The organism is Spirillospora sp. NPDC052242 (genome assembly GCF_040679555.1).
GTDB lineage: Bacteria > Actinomycetota > Actinomycetes > Streptosporangiales > Streptosporangiaceae > Spirillospora.
In genome coordinates this window covers 42,329-57,765 of record NZ_JBFAUZ010000060.1, presented here as the reverse complement: position 1 = coordinate 57,765, position 15,437 = coordinate 42,329, and the positions used below count along the sequence as shown (strand labels likewise).

At 74.7% G+C, this 15,437-nt stretch carries 14 protein-coding genes and 1 pseudogene; 6 read left to right on the top strand and 9 right to left on the bottom strand.

Features of this window, described 5'->3' with window-relative positions:
* The 3 genes from gap to AB0L25_RS35560 form a co-directional block, all read right to left on the bottom strand.
* Positions 1-1,061, bottom strand: a 1,061-nt coding sequence (gene gap / locus AB0L25_RS35570; protein WP_500177347.1) for a type I glyceraldehyde-3-phosphate dehydrogenase, incomplete at its 3' end; no start/stop codon positions are given.
* Between the two features lie 205 nt (positions 1,062-1,266).
* Positions 1,267-2,130 carry a hypothetical protein gene (locus AB0L25_RS35565; RefSeq protein WP_500177345.1) on the bottom strand — a complete coding sequence of 288 codons (864 nt, stop codon included), beginning with the start codon at positions 2,128-2,130 and terminating at the stop codon, positions 1,267-1,269.
* Positions 2,123-2,665 (bottom strand): RNA polymerase sigma factor, encoded by a 543-nt coding sequence (locus AB0L25_RS35560; protein WP_500177343.1) that lies wholly within the window; start codon positions 2,663-2,665, stop codon positions 2,123-2,125. The genes AB0L25_RS35565 and AB0L25_RS35560 overlap by 8 nt, the downstream gene beginning before the upstream one ends.
* Positions 2,666-2,808: 143 nt before the next feature.
* Between AB0L25_RS35560 and AB0L25_RS35555 the strand changes: the two genes are divergently transcribed.
* The 5 genes and pseudogenes from AB0L25_RS35555 to AB0L25_RS35535 all read left to right on the top strand — a co-directional run bounded on the left by AB0L25_RS35555 (position 2,809) and on the right by AB0L25_RS35535 (position 7,950).
* On the top strand, positions 2,809-3,831 hold the full coding sequence (locus tag AB0L25_RS35555) for a hypothetical protein (protein WP_500177341.1): 1,023 nt from the start codon (positions 2,809-2,811) through the stop codon (positions 3,829-3,831).
* Positions 3,832-4,044: 213 nt separating this feature from the next.
* Positions 4,045-4,647 (top strand): annotated as a pseudogene (locus AB0L25_RS35550) (hypothetical protein); the annotation flags it as partial.
* Positions 4,648-4,739: 92 nt separating this feature from the next.
* The gene (locus AB0L25_RS35545) at positions 4,740-5,441 is read left to right on the top strand and encodes a hypothetical protein (RefSeq protein WP_500177339.1); all 702 of its coding nucleotides are present in this window, start codon (positions 4,740-4,742) and stop codon (positions 5,439-5,441) included.
* A complete protein-coding gene (locus AB0L25_RS35540) occupies positions 5,438-6,712 on the top strand; it encodes a DUF2062 domain-containing protein (protein ID WP_500177337.1) in 1,275 nt (424 codons plus the stop codon). The genes AB0L25_RS35545 and AB0L25_RS35540 overlap by 4 nt, the downstream gene beginning before the upstream one ends.
* Positions 6,709-7,950 carry a hypothetical protein gene (locus tag AB0L25_RS35535; protein WP_500177335.1) on the top strand — a complete coding sequence of 414 codons (1,242 nt, stop codon included), beginning with the start codon at positions 6,709-6,711 and terminating at the stop codon, positions 7,948-7,950. Before AB0L25_RS35540 ends, AB0L25_RS35535 begins: the two co-directional genes overlap by 4 nt.
* A gap of 25 nt (positions 7,951-7,975) precedes the next feature.
* Here the strand turns inward: AB0L25_RS35535 and whiA are convergent, their stop codons facing one another.
* The 4 genes from whiA to uvrC all read right to left on the bottom strand — a co-directional run bounded on the left by whiA (position 7,976) and on the right by uvrC (position 13,045).
* Positions 7,976-8,956 carry a DNA-binding protein WhiA gene (gene whiA / locus AB0L25_RS35530; protein ID WP_500177334.1) on the bottom strand — a complete coding sequence of 327 codons (981 nt, stop codon included), beginning with the start codon at positions 8,954-8,956 and terminating at the stop codon, positions 7,976-7,978.
* 61 nt (positions 8,957-9,017) lie between these two features.
* Positions 9,018-9,977 carry a gluconeogenesis factor YvcK family protein gene (locus AB0L25_RS35525; RefSeq protein WP_500177332.1) on the bottom strand — a complete coding sequence of 320 codons (960 nt, stop codon included), beginning with the start codon at positions 9,975-9,977 and terminating at the stop codon, positions 9,018-9,020.
* A 54-nt stretch (positions 9,978-10,031) separates the two neighbouring features.
* The gene (gene rapZ, locus AB0L25_RS35520; protein ID WP_500177330.1) at positions 10,032-10,910 is read right to left on the bottom strand and encodes an RNase adapter RapZ; all 879 of its coding nucleotides are present in this window, start codon (positions 10,908-10,910) and stop codon (positions 10,032-10,034) included.
* Positions 10,907-13,045 carry an excinuclease ABC subunit UvrC gene (gene uvrC, locus AB0L25_RS35515; RefSeq protein WP_500177328.1) on the bottom strand — a complete coding sequence of 713 codons (2,139 nt, stop codon included), beginning with the start codon at positions 13,043-13,045 and terminating at the stop codon, positions 10,907-10,909. Before uvrC ends, rapZ begins: the two co-directional genes overlap by 4 nt.
* A 201-nt stretch (positions 13,046-13,246) precedes the next feature.
* On the opposite strand from uvrC, the gene AB0L25_RS35510 reads away from it, so the two are divergent.
* Positions 13,247-14,380, top strand: coding sequence for a mechanosensitive ion channel family protein (locus tag AB0L25_RS35510; protein WP_500177326.1), 1,134 nt, complete (start codon positions 13,247-13,249; stop codon positions 14,378-14,380).
* Here AB0L25_RS35510 and AB0L25_RS35505 read toward each other — a convergent pair.
* Both AB0L25_RS35505 and AB0L25_RS35500 read right to left on the bottom strand, forming a co-directional pair.
* Positions 14,367-14,849 (bottom strand): Rieske (2Fe-2S) protein, encoded by a 483-nt coding sequence (locus AB0L25_RS35505; RefSeq protein WP_500177324.1) that lies wholly within the window; start codon positions 14,847-14,849, stop codon positions 14,367-14,369. The two genes, AB0L25_RS35510 and AB0L25_RS35505, sit on opposite strands and share 14 nt — an antisense overlap.
* Positions 14,850-14,929: 80 nt before the next feature.
* Positions 14,930-15,388 carry a Rieske (2Fe-2S) protein gene (locus AB0L25_RS35500; protein WP_500177322.1) on the bottom strand — a complete coding sequence of 153 codons (459 nt, stop codon included), beginning with the start codon at positions 15,386-15,388 and terminating at the stop codon, positions 14,930-14,932.
* Between the last annotated feature and the right edge of the window lie 49 nt (positions 15,389-15,437).

Sequence of the window (15,437 nt, the reverse complement as noted above, 5' to 3'; positions counted from 1 at the left end):
CCTCGCGACGCTGGAGTAGCCCGCGGGCGGCGGCGAACTTTCCCGCCGCGGCCCGCGTCGCACTGGTGCAGGTTCACGACGAGCTTGACGAGGTCGACGAGGCGGTTGGAGTAGCCCCACTCGTTGTCGTACCAGCCGACGACCTTGACCTGGTCGCCGATGATCTTCGTCAGGCCGGCGTCGAAGATGCAGGACGCCGGGTCGGTGACGATGTCGGCCGAGACGATCGGGTCCTCGGTGTAGGTCAGGTAGCCCTTGAGCGGGCCTTCGGCGGCGGCCTTGAACGCGGCGTTGACCTCTTCGACGGTCACGTCGCGGGAGACCTTCGCGGTGAGGTCGGTGGCGGAGCCGGTCGGCACCGGGACGCGCAGCGCGTAGCCGTCGAGCTTGCCCTTCAGCTCCGGCAGGACCAGGCCGATCGCCTTGGCGGCGCCGGTGGAGGTCGGGACGACGTTCAGCGCGGCGGCGCGGGCGCGGCGCAGGTCCTTGTGCGGGGCGTCCTGCAGGTTCTGGTCCTGCGTGTAGGCGTGGATCGTCGTCATCAGGCCCTTCTCGATGACGAAGTTGTCGTGCAGGACCTTCGCCAGCGGGGCCAGGCAGTTGGTGGTGCAGGACGCGTTCGAGATGACGGTGTGGGCCGCCGGGTCGTACTTGTCCTCGTTGACGCCGAGCACGACGGTCAGGTCCTCGTTCTTGGCGGGCGCCGAGATGATGACCTTCTTCGCGCCGTTGTCGGCGTGCACCTTGGCCTTGGTGGCGTCGGTGAAGAAGCCGGTGGACTCGACCACGACGTCGACGTCGCCCCACTTGATGTTGGCGGGGTCGCGCTCGGCGAACGCCTTGATCGTCTTGCCGCCGACGACGATCTCGTCGGCCGTGGCGTGCACGTCCTCGGGGAAGCGGCCGAGGATGCTGTCGTACTTCAGCAGGTGGGCGAGCGTGGCGTTGTCGGTCAGGTCGTTGACCGCCACGATCTCGATGTCGGCCCCGCTCGCCTTCACGGCGCGGAAGAAGTTACGGCCGATCCGGCCGAACCCGTTGATGCCTACTCGGATGGTCACGGAACGGCTCTCCTCGTACGTCAATCGCCCGGCGCGTCGTCCAGGACGGTTACGGTCGGTGCAGGGATCTCCCCGGGGATCTCCCCGCCTCCGACCCTATCCAATGACCCGCCGGTAGCTTGACACCGGTCGCAGGGGAAACGCGGGGTGACCGTGTCTCCCCCGCGTGAGGGAGGCGGCGACCGCGCCGGCGCGCCGCCGGTGCTCACCCGGGGAACGGCATCGAGTCGATCACGCGGCCCCGTCCGTCCAGGGCGCGGACGACGCCGGGGCGGTTCTCCCCGCCGCCGCCGGGCGCGTCCGGGCGCGGCCGCGTGGCGAACATGAGGCGGGACCGGCCGCCCGACGTCCAGCGGTGGCAGTTCACCTCCGCCGTGCGGTCGCCGCTCCCGCAGCGGAACTCCAGCTCGGCGCCGTCGCGGTACGTCATCAGGAGGGACCTGGCGCCGGAAACCGTGGTGCCCACCCACGCCGCCGACCCGTCCTCCGCGGTCCAGCGGATCGCAGCGGACGACCGCGGCATGTGGTGGTGGGTCCGGCACTCCCGCGTCTCCGGGGCGCGCCGCATGACCAGAAGCGCCAGGCCGTCGGCGCCGCCGTCCAGGACGGCCGCCGTCCCGCCGCCGGGGATGTCGATCGACTTGCTCCCCTCCACCGGCGTCCCCCAGTTCGCGACCGCGCTCTCCAGGCACCTCCTGCGTTCCCCGATGGGCAGATCGTTCGGCCCGGGGCCGGAGGCCGGCCGCGTGGAGGCGGCCTCCGGTGCCCCGCCGCCCAGGCCGTCGGTGACGGCCGTGCCCGCGAGCACCGCGATGCCGGCCGCCGCGGCGGCGACGGCGGGGGCGGCCCGGCGACGGCGGCGGCGCCGCTCCACGTGCGCCCGGACGCCCGCCCAGGCGTCCGCGTCCGCCGCCGGGCCGGGCCCGTGGGCCCGCCGGTGCTCGTCGTCCGCGGCCCGCATGGCCGCCCGCAACCCCCGCTCGACCCCTGCGGTGCCCGCGTCCTTCATGCCGGCGTCCTTCATGCCCGCGTCCGTCCCGTCGGCGCCGGGCGTGCCCGTGTCAGTCATCCCGTCGTCCTCCTCCCATGGCGCGCTGGAGCGCGCCCAGTCCGCGCCTGATGTGCGTCTTCGCGGCGCCGAGGGACACCTGCATCGCCTCGGCCACCTCCCGGTCGTCCAGGTCGAGCCAGTAGCGCAGGACGAGCGCCTCCCGCTGCCGCCGCGACAGGCGCCCCAGCCGCGCGACCAGTTCCCGGTGGTCCTCCCGGTCCAGCACCACCGCCTCGGCGGCCGCCGCGGGCTCGGGCGGCGGGGGGTGCCGAAGCCGGACGATCCGCAGGTGCCGGAGCCGGTTGCGGGTGAGGTTGCAGACGGTCGCGCGCAGGTAGGCCGCGGCGGCCCGCGGGTCGCGCAGGGCCCCGCGCCGGTCGTGCAGGCGGGCGAACGCCTCCTGCGCGACGTCCTCGGGGTCGTCCGCGCCGAGCCAGCGGGCCAGCCCGACGAGCCGCGGGTACTGCTCGGCGAACAGGTCCTCGAACTCGGGCGGCGGGGCCGCGCGCACGTCCGGGCCGTCCTCCAGGGACTCGGCCCTCTCAGTGGTCACCACGTGTGTGGTGACACCCGGACGGCGCGCCGGATGACACCCCGGTCACGAGTTCACCGGTCGTTCTCCCGGACGTACGGGACGTTCGCCGTCCCGACATCGGCGCAGGTCATCCCTACGAGGTCTTCCGTTGTCTCTGCCGCATGATGATCCGCTACCCACGCGCGGCGACCATCGCCGCGACGGCCGCACTGCTGGTGGCCGCGTCCGGATGCCGTGACGCCGCGCCGCAGATCGCCGTACCGCCCGCGAAGGCCGTCGCCGCCGGCGCCGGCGAGGGCGTGTGCCTCGGCTACAACGGGCTCGACCGGCTGAATCCGCTCGCGGAGGCGGCGGCCGGGCGGTTCCGGACGGTTGGCAGGGACCCCGTGCGGGTCGCGTCCGGGACGGACGTCGACTGGAGCCTGAACCCGTACGGCGACCGGACCTGGCTGCTGTGGTTCCACTCCCTCGAGTGGCTCGGCGGCGCGATCGGGGAGCACGAGCGGACGGGCGACGCCGCCGCCCTCGATCTCGCCGCGGGGATCGTCCGGGACTGGCTGGCCGACAACGGCGATCCGGAGCGGTTCGGGACGGACCGGCGCGAGGCGATCGCCGAGGGGACCAAGTTCCGCCTCGCCACGCTGGTGTGCCTGCGCGCGCACCGCGCGGCGCCCTGGCTGGACGCGGCGATCGCCCGGCACGCGGCCTGGCTGGCGGATTCCGAGCACTACTCGGGCCCCTGGAACCACGGCACCGACGAGTCGATGATCCTGCTGACCGCCGCCTGCTCGATCGGCCGCGACGACCTGGCGGACCTCGCCGCGGGCAGGCTGCTGGACTCGGTGTTCGACCCGCCGGGCGGGGTCCGGCCCGCCATCGACGCGCAGGGCGCCAACAACGAGCAGTCGACGCACTACACCGTCTACAACCGGTCGCGGTGGCGGAAGGCGATGACCGTGATGCGCGCGTGCGGCCGGGCCGTCCCGCCCGAGCTGGAGCGCCGGCACGCGCTGATGGACGAGTTCATCCGGCCGGGGACCTCGTGCAGATCGGCGAGTCGCAGGCCGGGAGGGCCGAGGACACCGGGGCGTCGGGCGGCGGGCCGCTCGCCTACGTCGTCGCCCAGGGGAAGAAGGGCGCACCGCCGGACGCGCGGGCGCGCGTGTACGAGGCCGGGTACGTGATGGGCCGCTCCGGCTGGGGGAACGGCGAGCGGGCCTATGAGGAGGAGATGGCGTACACGGCGCGGTTCGGGCCCGGGCGGTACGCGCACGGCCACAACGACCACATGGCGCTGACGTTCTTCGCCCTCGGGCGCGACGTCCTCGTGCCGAGCGGGCACGTCGGCTACAACGACAAGGCGTGGCGGGAGTGGCTGCACTCGCCGCGCGCACAACACCTTCGTCGTGGAGGGCGCGGCCTTCGATCCGGGCGCCGAGACGAGGCTGACCGGGCACCGGTTCCGGGACGGCGCCGACACGTTCGCGTTCTCCGACACGGCGTTCGCCGGGACGACCCGGACCCGCTCGGTGCTCGCGGCGTCCGGTCCGGACGCGCTCGCGGTGCTCGACGAGGCCCGTTCGGCGACGTCCCGCGGCGTCACGCAGTCCTGGCATCTTCCGGCGGCGTTCACCGCGAAGGCCGAGGGGACGGGCGCGGTCGCCGAGGCGGACGGCGTCCGCGTCCACTTCGTCCGGATCCCGCTGCCGGGGGCGGCGGCCCCGGGCCCGGCCGAGGCGGTGCGGGGCAGGCCGGCCCCGCCGCAGGGCTGGATCTTCCCGGGGCCGGGGAAGAAGGTCGCCGCGCCCGTCGTCGAGTTCCGGGCCCGCGGGGCGCGGGCCCGGATCCTGACGCTGATCGCCCCGGTCCGGGGCGAGGCCCCGCCGGAGATCCGGACGGCGCCGCTGCCGGACGGCGGGGTGCGCGTGGAGGCGGTGCTGGACGGACGGCCGCTCACGTTCACGGCCGCCGCCGACGGCACGCTCGTCCGCGAGCGGTGACCGGAGCCCGCGGACGGCCGCCGCCCGTCGACCTTGGGGATATTTAGCATCCCAAACGCCTTTTATGGGGCCGCCCCCTAAGATCCCATGCCATGCTGCGGATCGCGTTCGTGCTGATGGCCGCGGTGCTGCTCGCCCTCGCGACGCCGGCCGCGGTCCTCGCCGACCCGGGCTCGAGCGCGTCCGCCGACGGGTTGCGGGCCGACCGGATCGCCCGCGCACTGCGCGAGAACCCCGTGTACGTCACCGACCACATGCTCCGTGCCGTCACGCCCGACACCGGCCCCCGCATCGCGCGGGCGCTCGACCGGCTCGACGTGCCCTACCACGTCGCCCTCCTCCCGTCGTCGCTGGAGACCTACCTCGACCAGGAGAAGTTCGCCGCGCTGCTGTACGACCGCCTGGGCCGTCCCGGGCTGTACCTCGTGCTGGACGACGACAGCGGGACGGCCCGGATGTTCGGCGGCGGGCGCTCGGTGCCCGCCGAGGACGCCTGGCGGTCCGCCGAGTCCCGGCTGCCCTCGGACGCGGGGGCGGTCGCGCTGGTGGAGAAGTTCGTCCAGGTGATCGGCGACGGCACCGCCGGGGAGTACCTGCCGGCGGATCGGCGGCCGAAGTCGCGGGTGCGCATCGAACTCGACCGGCGCGAGGGGCAGGAGGCCGCGGCGGCCGACGCCGAGCGCACCGCCCGCCTCGGCGGCGCCGCGCTGGGCGCCCTCGCCACGATCGGGCTGCTCGCCGGACTCGGCGCCGCACGGGCGCGGAGCCTCGGGAAGCGGGGCGGGAACCGATGAGAGGGACGTTCCGGCGCCTCGCCGCGCTGCTGGTGGCGCTCGCCGCCGCCGTCCTCACCGCGCCCCTCCTCGCGCCGCCCGCCCGGGCCGACGCGGACGACCCGCCGCCCCGGCTCCCCGCGCACGGCTACGCGCGCGTGGACCGGATCGGCGCCGCCCTCGCGCGCGACCCCGTCTTCGTCGACCCCGACCTGCCGACGGCGCTGCGCGGCGCGGACCTCGCCCGCGTCCGGGAGGCGGTCCGGGGCGCCGCCGCGGAGCTGGACGTCCCGGTCCGGGTGGTCGTGGTCCCCAACCCGTCGGAGTCGGAGTCGCAGGGGCAGGGCACCCTGCTCGCCCGCCTCCTGCGGGAGCGCACCGGGAAGGGCGGCCTCTACGTCGTGGCCGACGCGCGCGGGAACGTGGAGACGGTGGCGTTCGGCGTCCGCCGCCGGTTCTCGGCCCTGGACACCGAGTACGAGCCGCCGCCCGAGGGCGACCGGCTCGCCGGGCTCGGCGGGCGGATCGTCGACCGGATCCAGGAGATCCGGAACCTGCCCGTCACCGAGTCCCCGCAAGGCCACCGCCTCTACGGGCGGCTCGACCCGTTCGGCGCGGAGGACCGCCCGCTGCGCGACGTCGAACCGGAACGCGCCGGGCCGTTCTTCGTGGGGCTGCTGCTCATCGGCCCGGCCGTCGGCGCCGTCCTGTACACCGCCGTCCGGCTCGTCCTCCGGTGGCGGCGCGGCGGCCGCACGGAACGGAAGCGGCCGGAGGCCCCCGCCAGGCCGGGCACGCGGCGGCTCCGCCGGCTCGCCGAACGCGAGCTGACCGCGCTGCGCACGGCGCTCGCCGACGGCCCGGGCCCCGGCGGCGAGCGCGAGCGGCGCGCGACCGAGGCGTTCGACGCCGCGCAGATCCTGTTCGACGACGCCGGATCCGATTCCGGCCGCGCCCACGACCTGGTCGTGGTGATCGTGCTCTCCCGGGAGGGGACGGCGGCGCTCGACGGGGACGGGCGGCCGTCCCCGCCCTGCTTCGTCAACCCGCTGCACGGCCCGGCCTCCGGGCGCCGGCGGGTCCGCGCCGCCGACGGGAACGGGCGGCGGCACGTGTGCGCGCAGTGCGCCGACGCGCCGCAGGACCGGCTCGCGTCCCTGACCCTGCGGATCCCGCGCCCCGGCGGGAAGGTCCCCCACCACGACCTGCGCGGCCCGTGGGTCGCCGCCGAGTACGGTGCGCGCGCTCCCCTGGCCGCGAAGGTCCTCACCCACCTGGGAGTCGAGTCATGACCGCCCCCTCCCCCGGCGAGGAGATCGCCGCGGCCCTGCGCCGGTCCCCGCTGTACGTCGACCGGTCGCTTGAGTCGGCGCTGCCCGCGGACCGCAGGCGGCGTGTGCTGGACGCGCTGCGCCGGCAGCCGCGGCCGACGTACGTCGTCCTCGTGCCGATCATCGCGGGCGGCACCTGGCAGGAGCCCGACCAGCTCGCCGCCGTCGTCCAGTCCCGGCTGGGACGCCCCGGCGCCTTCGTCACGCTCGGGAGGTACGCCGACGACCTGTCCGCCCGGCTCCTGCCCGACGACCCGGGGAGCGACGCGGGCACCGGGGTGCGCCGCGCGGCCCTCGCGGTCTCCCTCGACCCGGACTTCCGGAAGGCGCCGCTCGCCGACCGGCTCGACCGGACGCTGGAGCTGCTGCGCACCGGTAAGGGCGACGAGGAGTACCGGCGGCAGTCGGCGGCGCTGGACGCCCGGGCCCGCGCGCGGTCCGCCACCGCGCGGCCCGGCGGCGCGGACCCGGCGGACGGCGACGGCGGGATCCTCGGTCCCGCGCTGGGCGGCGCGGCGGTCGCGGCGGCGGCCGTCGGCGGGCTGCTGCTGTGGCGGCAGCGGCGGATGGCGGCGGCCGCCGCCCGGGCACGGACGGCCGCGGCCGACGCGCTGCTGCTGCCCCGCGCGGTGTTCGCGACGGCGGACCGCGCCTCCCGCGACGAGCTGCGCGCCCAGGCGTCCGCCGAGGTCATCGCGTTCGGCGAGCTGCTGGACCGCACCGACCTGCCGGGCGGCGACCCCGCGGTCCGCGCGCCGCTGGGCCGCGCGCTGGACGCCTACTCCGCCGCCGGGAAGGTGCTCGACGCCGCCCGCGGCGTCCCCGACCTCGCGGGGGTGCTGGTGCTGGTGGACCAGGGGCGGGACGCGCTCGCCTCGGCGCGGTCCCTCGCCTCCGGCGGCCCGGAGATCCCGCCCGAGCCGCTGTGCTTCTTCAACCCGCTCCACGGCGACGCCGCCGAGCGGCTCACCTGGCGCCCGCCGGGCACCCGCCGCAGCCTGCACGTGCGGGCCTGCCGGGAGTGCGCCCGCGCCGCGAAGGACCGCATCTCCCCGAAGTACCTGCTGGACGAGCGCGGCGACCGTCCCGTCCCGTACTTCGAGGCGGACCCGGAGACGAGCGTGTGGGCCGCCACCGGGTACGGCCAGCTCCGCGACGACCTGATCGAACGGATCCTGCGCGGCGACCACGCCCGCTGACGCGCCGTCCGCCGGCGGACGCGGGTCAGGGGGCGAGCATCTCGGCGGTGAGGTTCGCCTCGGTGCCGGGGACGCCCTGGTCGCTCGCGCGCTTGTCGGCCATGGCGAGCAGACGCCTTATACGGCCGGCGATCGCGTCCTTGGTCAGCGGCGGGTCGGCGAGCTGGCCCAGCTCCTCCAGGGACGCCTGCTTGTGCTCCAGCCGGAGCCGCCCGGCGTTCACCAGGTGCTCGGGCGCGTCGTCGCCGAGGATCTCCAGCGCCCGCGCCACCCGGGCGCCCGCCGCGACCGCCGCGCGCGCCGAGCGGCGCAGGTTCGCGTCGTCGAAGTTCGCGAGCCGGTTCGCGGTGGCGCGCACCTCCCGGCGCATCCGCCGCTCCTCCCACTGCAGCACGGCGCCGTGCGCGCCGAGCCGGGTCAGCAGGGCGCTGATCGCGTCGCCGTCGCGGACGACGACGCGGTCCACGCCGCGGACCTCGCGGGCCTTCGCGTGGATCTTGAGCCGGCGGGCGGCGCCGACCAGCGCGAGCGCCGCCTCCGGCCCCGGGCACGTCACCTCCAGCGACATCGACCGGCCCGGCTCGGTCAGCGACCCGTGCGCCAGGAACGCGCCCCGCCAGGCCGACTCGGCGTCGCAGGCCGCCCCCGCGACCACGTGCCGCGGCAGCCCCCGCACCGGACGGCCGTTGTTGTCGATCAACCCCGTCTGCCGCGCCAGGGACTCGCCGTCCCGGAACACCCGGACCACGTACCGGTTGCCCTTGCGCAGCCCGCTCGGCGCGAGCACCACCACCTCCGAGGTGTGCCCGAACACCTCCGAGATGTCCTTGATGAGCCGCCGCGCGGCGACGTTCGTGTCGATCTCGGCCTCGATCACGATGCGACCGCTGACCAGGTGCAGACCCCCCGCGAAACGCAGCAGCGTCGAGACCTCCGCCTTGCGGCAGCACGGCTTCAGCACCGTGAGCCTGCTCAGCTCGTCCTTGACCACACCGGTCATCGCCATCTGTTGACCCCTCCCCCTATCGGACTTCCAGCAGTGTGGCCGAAAACGGCCGCGCCGGTCGTCACTCGCTGAATATCTGTACGAAGGCTTGGGCCAGGCGGGCGGGTTCATGACGTGCGGAACCGTCGTCGGCGGCGACCCCGGCGAGCACGAGGCGCCCGCCGAGTTCCCGGACGGCCTTGTCGAGCGCGTCGGGATCGTCCACCACGCCGTCGTCGGCCAGGACCACGTCGACCGTCAGGTCGGGGGCGTGCGCCTGGAGCACCTCGAGGTGGCGCTGGGGGGAGAAGTCGTCGGTCTCGCCGGGCTGCGGCGCCAGGTTCAGCGCGACGACGCGGCGGGCCTTGGACGAGGTCAGGGCGCGGGCGAGCGCGGGCACCTTCAGGTGCGGGAGCACGCTGGTGAACCACGAGCCGGGGCCGAACACGATCCAGTCGGCGTCCTCGACCGCGGCGATCGTCTCCGGGCAGGCGGGCGGGTCGGCCGGCACCAGCGACACGCCGAGGACGGCGCCCGGGGTGCTGGCGCACGCCACCTGGCCCCGCACCTGGCCGATCTCGTCCGGGCGGGACGGGTCGGCGCCGCGCACCTCGGCGACGATGTCCATCGGGACGGCCGCCATCGGCAGCACCCGCCCGTGCGCGCCCAGCAGCCGCCCCACCCAGTCGAGCCCGGCGACGGTCGAGTCGGGGTTCTCGGCGAGCAGCTCCCACAGCGCGACGATCAGCAGGTTCCCGACGGCGTGGCCGCGCAGGTCGCCCTCGCTGCGGAAGCGGTGCTGCACGACGTCCCGCCAGGTCTGCCCCCACTCGTCGTCGCCGCACAGCGCCGCCAGCGCCATCCGGAGATCGCCGGGCGGCAGCACGCCCAGTTCGCGGCGGAGCCGTCCGCTGGAACCGCCGTCGTCGGCGACCGTGACCACGGCGGTCAACCGGTCGGTGACGCGGCGCAGCGCCGACAGGGAGGCGTACAGTCCGTGGCCGCCGCCGAGCGCGACGACCTTCGGCCCGAGGGGCTTCACCGTGCCGTTTCTCTCCTCGTCCGGGACCCGCGCCGGGTCACCGCGGCACGGGTCTCACTCACGGCCGAGATCACGATGGGCGACCTGCACGTCGAGGCCCTCGTCCCGCAGCCGGGCGGCGATCTGTTCCGCCATGGCCACACTACGGTGTTTGCCGCCGGTACATCCCACGGCGAGCGTCACGTAGTGTTTGCCCTCACGCTCGTACCCGTCGGCGAGCAGCCGCAGGACGTCGGTGTAGGCCTCCAGGAACTCCTTCGCGCCGCGCTGCCCCAGCACGTAGTCGCGGACGGCGACGTCCCGTCCCGTCTTCGGGCGCAGCTCGGGCACCCAGTGCGGGTTCGGCAGGAACCGGCAGTCGACGACCAGGTCGGCGTCCACCGGCAGGCCGTACTTGTACCCGAACGACACCACGGTCGCCCGCAGCCGCGACTCCCCGGTGTCCGTCCCGAAGTAGCCGATGATCTTCGCGCGGAGCTCGTGCACGTTCAGCCCGCTGGTGTCGATCACCAGGTCGGCCTCGGCCCGCACCTCGCGGACCAGCTCCCGCTCCCGGGCGATGCCGTCGACGAGCCGCCCGTCGCCCTGCAGCGGGTGCGGGCGCCGCACGCTCTCGAACCGCCGCACCAGGTCGGCGTCGCTCGCCTCCAGGAACACCACCCGCGGGTGGACGCCCCGCGCCTCGAGCTCGGCGATCGAGGAGTGGAGGTCCTCGGTGAACGCGCGGCTGCGCACGTCCACCACGACCGCGATGCGCGGCACCGCGTCCTTCACCCGCCCGCCGAGGTCGGCCATGGTGGCCAGCAGGCCCGGCGGGAGGTTGTCGACCACGAACCAGTCGAGGTCCTCCAGCGACTTGGCCGCGGTGCTGCGGCCCGCCCCGGACATCCCGGTGACGATGACGATGTCCGGAATCTTGGTCTCGCTGGTCACGCCCGTCTCCCCCTGTGCTCCCCGTCGGCCGCGGACCCGCCCGCGTCCGTGTTCCCGGGCGCTTCGCCCGGTTCCTTCCCCGTCGTGCCCCCCGGGCCCGTGCCCGGGGCCGTGCCGTGCTCTGTAGTTCCGTGCTCTGTAGTTCCGTGCTCTGCCGTGCCGTGCCCTGCCGTGCCGGGCCGGGTGGTTCCGCGGCCCGTCGTGCCGTGCAGCGCGGCGACGATGCTCTCGGCGCTGCGCAGCCCGATGCCCGGGACCTCGGCGACCTGCTCCGGCGTCGCCTCCTTCAGCCGCTTCACCGAGCCGAAGTGCTTCAGCAGCGCCGAGCGCCGCGCCGGGCCCAGACCGGGAACATTATCGAGTTCGCTGAACGTCATGGCCTTGGAACGCCGCTGCCGGTGGAACGTGATGGCGAACCGGTGCGCCTCGTCGCGGAGCCGCTGGACGAGGAACATGCCCTCGCTGTTGCGGGCGAGGATCACCGGGTCGTCCTCCCCGGGCAGCCAGATCTCCTCCAGCCGCTTGGCGATGCCGCAGACCGGGATGTCCTCGATGCCCAGCTCGTCCAGGGCCCGCTGCGCCGCCGCGACCTGCGGCGGGCCGCCGTCCACCACCACCAGGTTCGGCGGGTAGGCGAACTTGCGCGGCTTCCCGGTCTCCGGGTCGATCGGCGTCCCCCCGCCCGGCGCCTCCCCGGTCTCGGCCTCCGGATCGCCGAGCGAGTCCAGCTCGCCGGTCCGCTCGCTCTCGGCCAGGTAGCGGCGGAACCGGCGGGTGATCACCTCGTGCACGGACCGGACGTCGTCCTGCCCCTCCACCGCCTTGATCGTGAACCGCCGGTACTCGCGCTTGCGGGCCAGCCCGTCCTCGAACACGACCATGGACGCCACGACGTTCGTGCCCTGCAGGTTCGACACGTCGTAGCACTCGATCCGCAGCGGCGCCTCGTCCAGCTCCAGGGCCTCCTGGAGCTCGCGGAGCGCCACGCTGCGGGTCGTCAGGTCGCCGGCGCGGCGGGTCTTGTGCTGCTTGAGCGCCTCGTGCGCGTTGCGCTCGACCGTCTCCAGCAGCGCCTTCTTGTCGCCCCGCCGCGGCACCCGCAGCCGGACGGGCCCGCCGCGGCGCTCGGCCAGCAGCTCGGCCATCGGGTCGGGCTCGGGCGGCAGCTCCGGGACGAGCACCTCGCGCGGCACCGAGTCGCTCTCCCCGTAGATCTGGATGAGGAAGTGCTCGACGAGATCGGCGGTCGTGACCGCCTCGACCTTGTCGACGACCCAGCCGCGCTGCCCGCGGATGCGGCCGCCGCGCACGTAGAACACCTGGACGGCCGCGACCAGCTCGTCCTCGGCGAACGCGATCATGTCGCAGTCGGTGCTGTCGGGCAGCACCACCGCCTGCTTCTCCAGCGCCCGCTCGAGGGCGCGCATGTCGTCGCGGAGCCGCGCGGCGCGCTCGTACTCCTGCTCGGCGGCGGCCTCGCGCATCGCCGCCTCGATGCTCTTGATGAACCGGCCCGTCTCGCCCGCCATGAAGGAGCAGAAGTCCTCGGCGAGGGCCCGGTGCTCGTCGGGCGACACGCGGCCGACGCAGGGCGCCGAGCACTTGCCGATGTCGCCGAGCAGGCACGGCCGGCCGAGCTGGTGCTGCCGCTTGAACACCCCGGGGCTGCACGTCCGGACGGGGAACACGCGCAGGAGCTGGTCGACCGTCTCCCGGATCGCCCACGCGTGGGAGTACGGCCCGAAGTAGCGCACGCCCTTGCGTTTGGCGCCCCGCATCACCATCACCCTCGGGAAGTCCTCGCCGAGCGTGACCGCGAGATAGGGATAGGACTTGTCGTCGCGGTAACGGACGTTGAACCGCGGATCGAACTCCTTGATCCAGGAGTACTCGAGCTGCAGGGCCTCGACCTCGGTGCCGACGACCGTCCAGTCGACCCGCGCCGCGGTCCGCACCATCGTCTGGGTGCGCGGGTGCAGGGCCGTGAAGTCGGCGAAGTACGAGTTCAGCCGCGAGCGCAGGTTCTTCGCCTTGCCGACGTAGATGACGCGGCCGTGTTCGTCGCGGAACCGGTACACGCCCGGGGACTCCGGGATGGAGCCGGGTGCTGGTCGGTAGGTCGCCGGATCTGCCACGCTCGAAATGCTAGTGGGCGGTGCCGACACGCCGTGCGCTTCCGGGTCCGTCCAGGGGGAACCGGAGGCCGCAGGTTCCCCCTGGACGGGACCGCGCGGCCGGTGACGGAGATCTCGGCGGCGCACGCGTATAACGGCAAAGCCGTCGGAAAGTATCGTTGAACTGCTCTTTTCGCACTCTCCGAGGGGGTCGAAGCGACCGTGTCCGCTTTCTGGGCCTGGATCGTGCTGGCCGCCGCCGTCGCCGTCTGCGTCATCGTCGTGGAGGCCGTACGGCGGCTGCTGGCCGGACGGCTGTCCGAGCGCTGGCCGGCCGCCGGCAACGTCGCCCGCCGCTGCGCGGCGCCGGCGTTCGTGTTCGCGGTGGTCACGAGCCTCGGCGGCGCGATGCCGTACGAGCACCTGTGGGACGGCGGCGAGCGGGGCGTGTCGCACGCGCTGCGCATCGCGGCGATCGGCGCGACCACCTGGCTGGTGCTCCGCATCATCTACGCGCTGACCGACGCGCCGCTGGACCGCCTCATGGAGGTCGGCGGCGACCGCAACCGGCGGGCCCGGCGGACCCGCACCCAGATGCTGCTGCTGCGCCGCATCGGGGCCGCCGTCCTGATCGTGCTGGCGGTCGGCGCCGCGCTGTTCACCTTCCCGGCCGTCCGCGCGGTCGGCGCCGGGGTGCTGGCCTCCGCGGGCATCGCGGGCGTCGTCGTCGGCATCGCCGCCAAGCCGGCCGTGGGCAACCTGCTCGCGGGGCTCCAGCTGGCGTTCGGCGACGCGCTGCGCCTGGACGACGTCGTGGTCGCCGGCGGCGAATGGGGGCGCGTGGAGGAGCTGACGCTCTCCTACGTGGTGGTGCGGCTCTGGGACGACCGCCGGATGATCTTCCCGGTGTCGTACTTCACCGAGCAGCCGTTCGAGAACTGGACCCGGTACTCCACCCGCCTGTACGGCTCGGTGGAGCTGGCCGTCGACTGGTCGGTCCCCCTGGACGAGCTGCGCGAGTCGCTGCACGCGTACCTGCGCGAGCACCGGCTGTGGGACGGCCGCGACTGGGCCCTGCAGGCCACCGACGTCCTCCCGAACGGCCTGGTGAAGCTGCGCGCGATCATGACCGCCGCGGACTCGACCGCCACGTGGGACCTCCGCTGCGACGTCCGGGAGCACCTGATCTCCTACGTGCGCACGCACCACCCGGACGCGCTCCCCCGCTTCCGCACCGGCCCGGACGACCTCGTCCCCGGCGGTCCCGATGCGGGGAGCGCCGGGGACGGTGACGGGGCCGGCGACGGGGCCGCACCGAACTCGGACGGCCGCGTGCACATCGTCAAGCCACGGTGATGTTCCCGCCCTGAACGGTCACGTTCCTGCGGGGCAGCGGCTCCTCCGCGGGCGGCTGCACCACCGATCCGTCGGTGATGCTGAACTTGCTGTTGTGGCAGGGGCAGACGATCGCCCCGCCGGACACGGACTTGACGCTGCACCCCTTGTGGGTGCACTCCGCCGAGAACGCCGTGAACTCGCCCTGCGAGGGCTGGCACACGACGACCTTCGCGTCCTCGAACACCTTCCCGCCGCCGACCGGGATCTCCGCCGTCGTGGCGAGCGCCTGCCCGCCGCCCGTCCCGCCCGGCTGAGCGGCGCCGGACTCGCCGCCGCCCGTCCCGCCCGCCCGGCCGCCGCCGGCGTCGCCGGACCCGCCCGCCGCGTCGTCGTCTCCGCCGCACGCCGCCGCGAGACCGGCGACGCCCGCGAGGCCCGCGCCGACGAGCAGCGTCCGGCGCGTGTGTTCCGTCGTCTCCTGTGCCATGTCGAGCCCTCCGGTGCTTGTGGTTCGTTCACCGGAGAGCACGTGGCCGGACGCCGGACGGTTCAAATCCGAACGACGGATCAGCCGACGACGATGATCGAGTCGCCCCGGACCTGGACCGGGTACTCCTGGAGGGGCTTGTCGGCGGGGCCCTTCTGCACCGACCCGTCGGTGATCTTGAACTCGCTGCCGTGGCACGCGCAGTTGATCAGGCCGTTCGCCACGCGCCCGACCGTGCACCCCTGGTGGGTGCACACGGCGGTGAACGCCTTGAACTGCCCCTGCGCCGGCTGAGTCACCACCAGCTTGATGTCGCCGATCGTCTTGCCGCCGCCCACCGGGATCTCGGAGACCTTCGCGATCTCCTGCCCCTTCAGCTCCTCCGCCGTCTTCGTCTCCCCGCCGGACCCGCAGCCCGCGAGCACGGCCGTGGCGCCGGCGGCGCCCGCGCCGCACAGCACCGCGCGCCGCCCGATCCCCCCGCTCCCGGCGGACCGAGCGTCCTCGCACGCGGCTCCGGGCGTCTGTTCGTTGCTCATGCCCCAATCCTCGTGGACGCCCCGCGGAACACCGCACCGACCCCCGTCC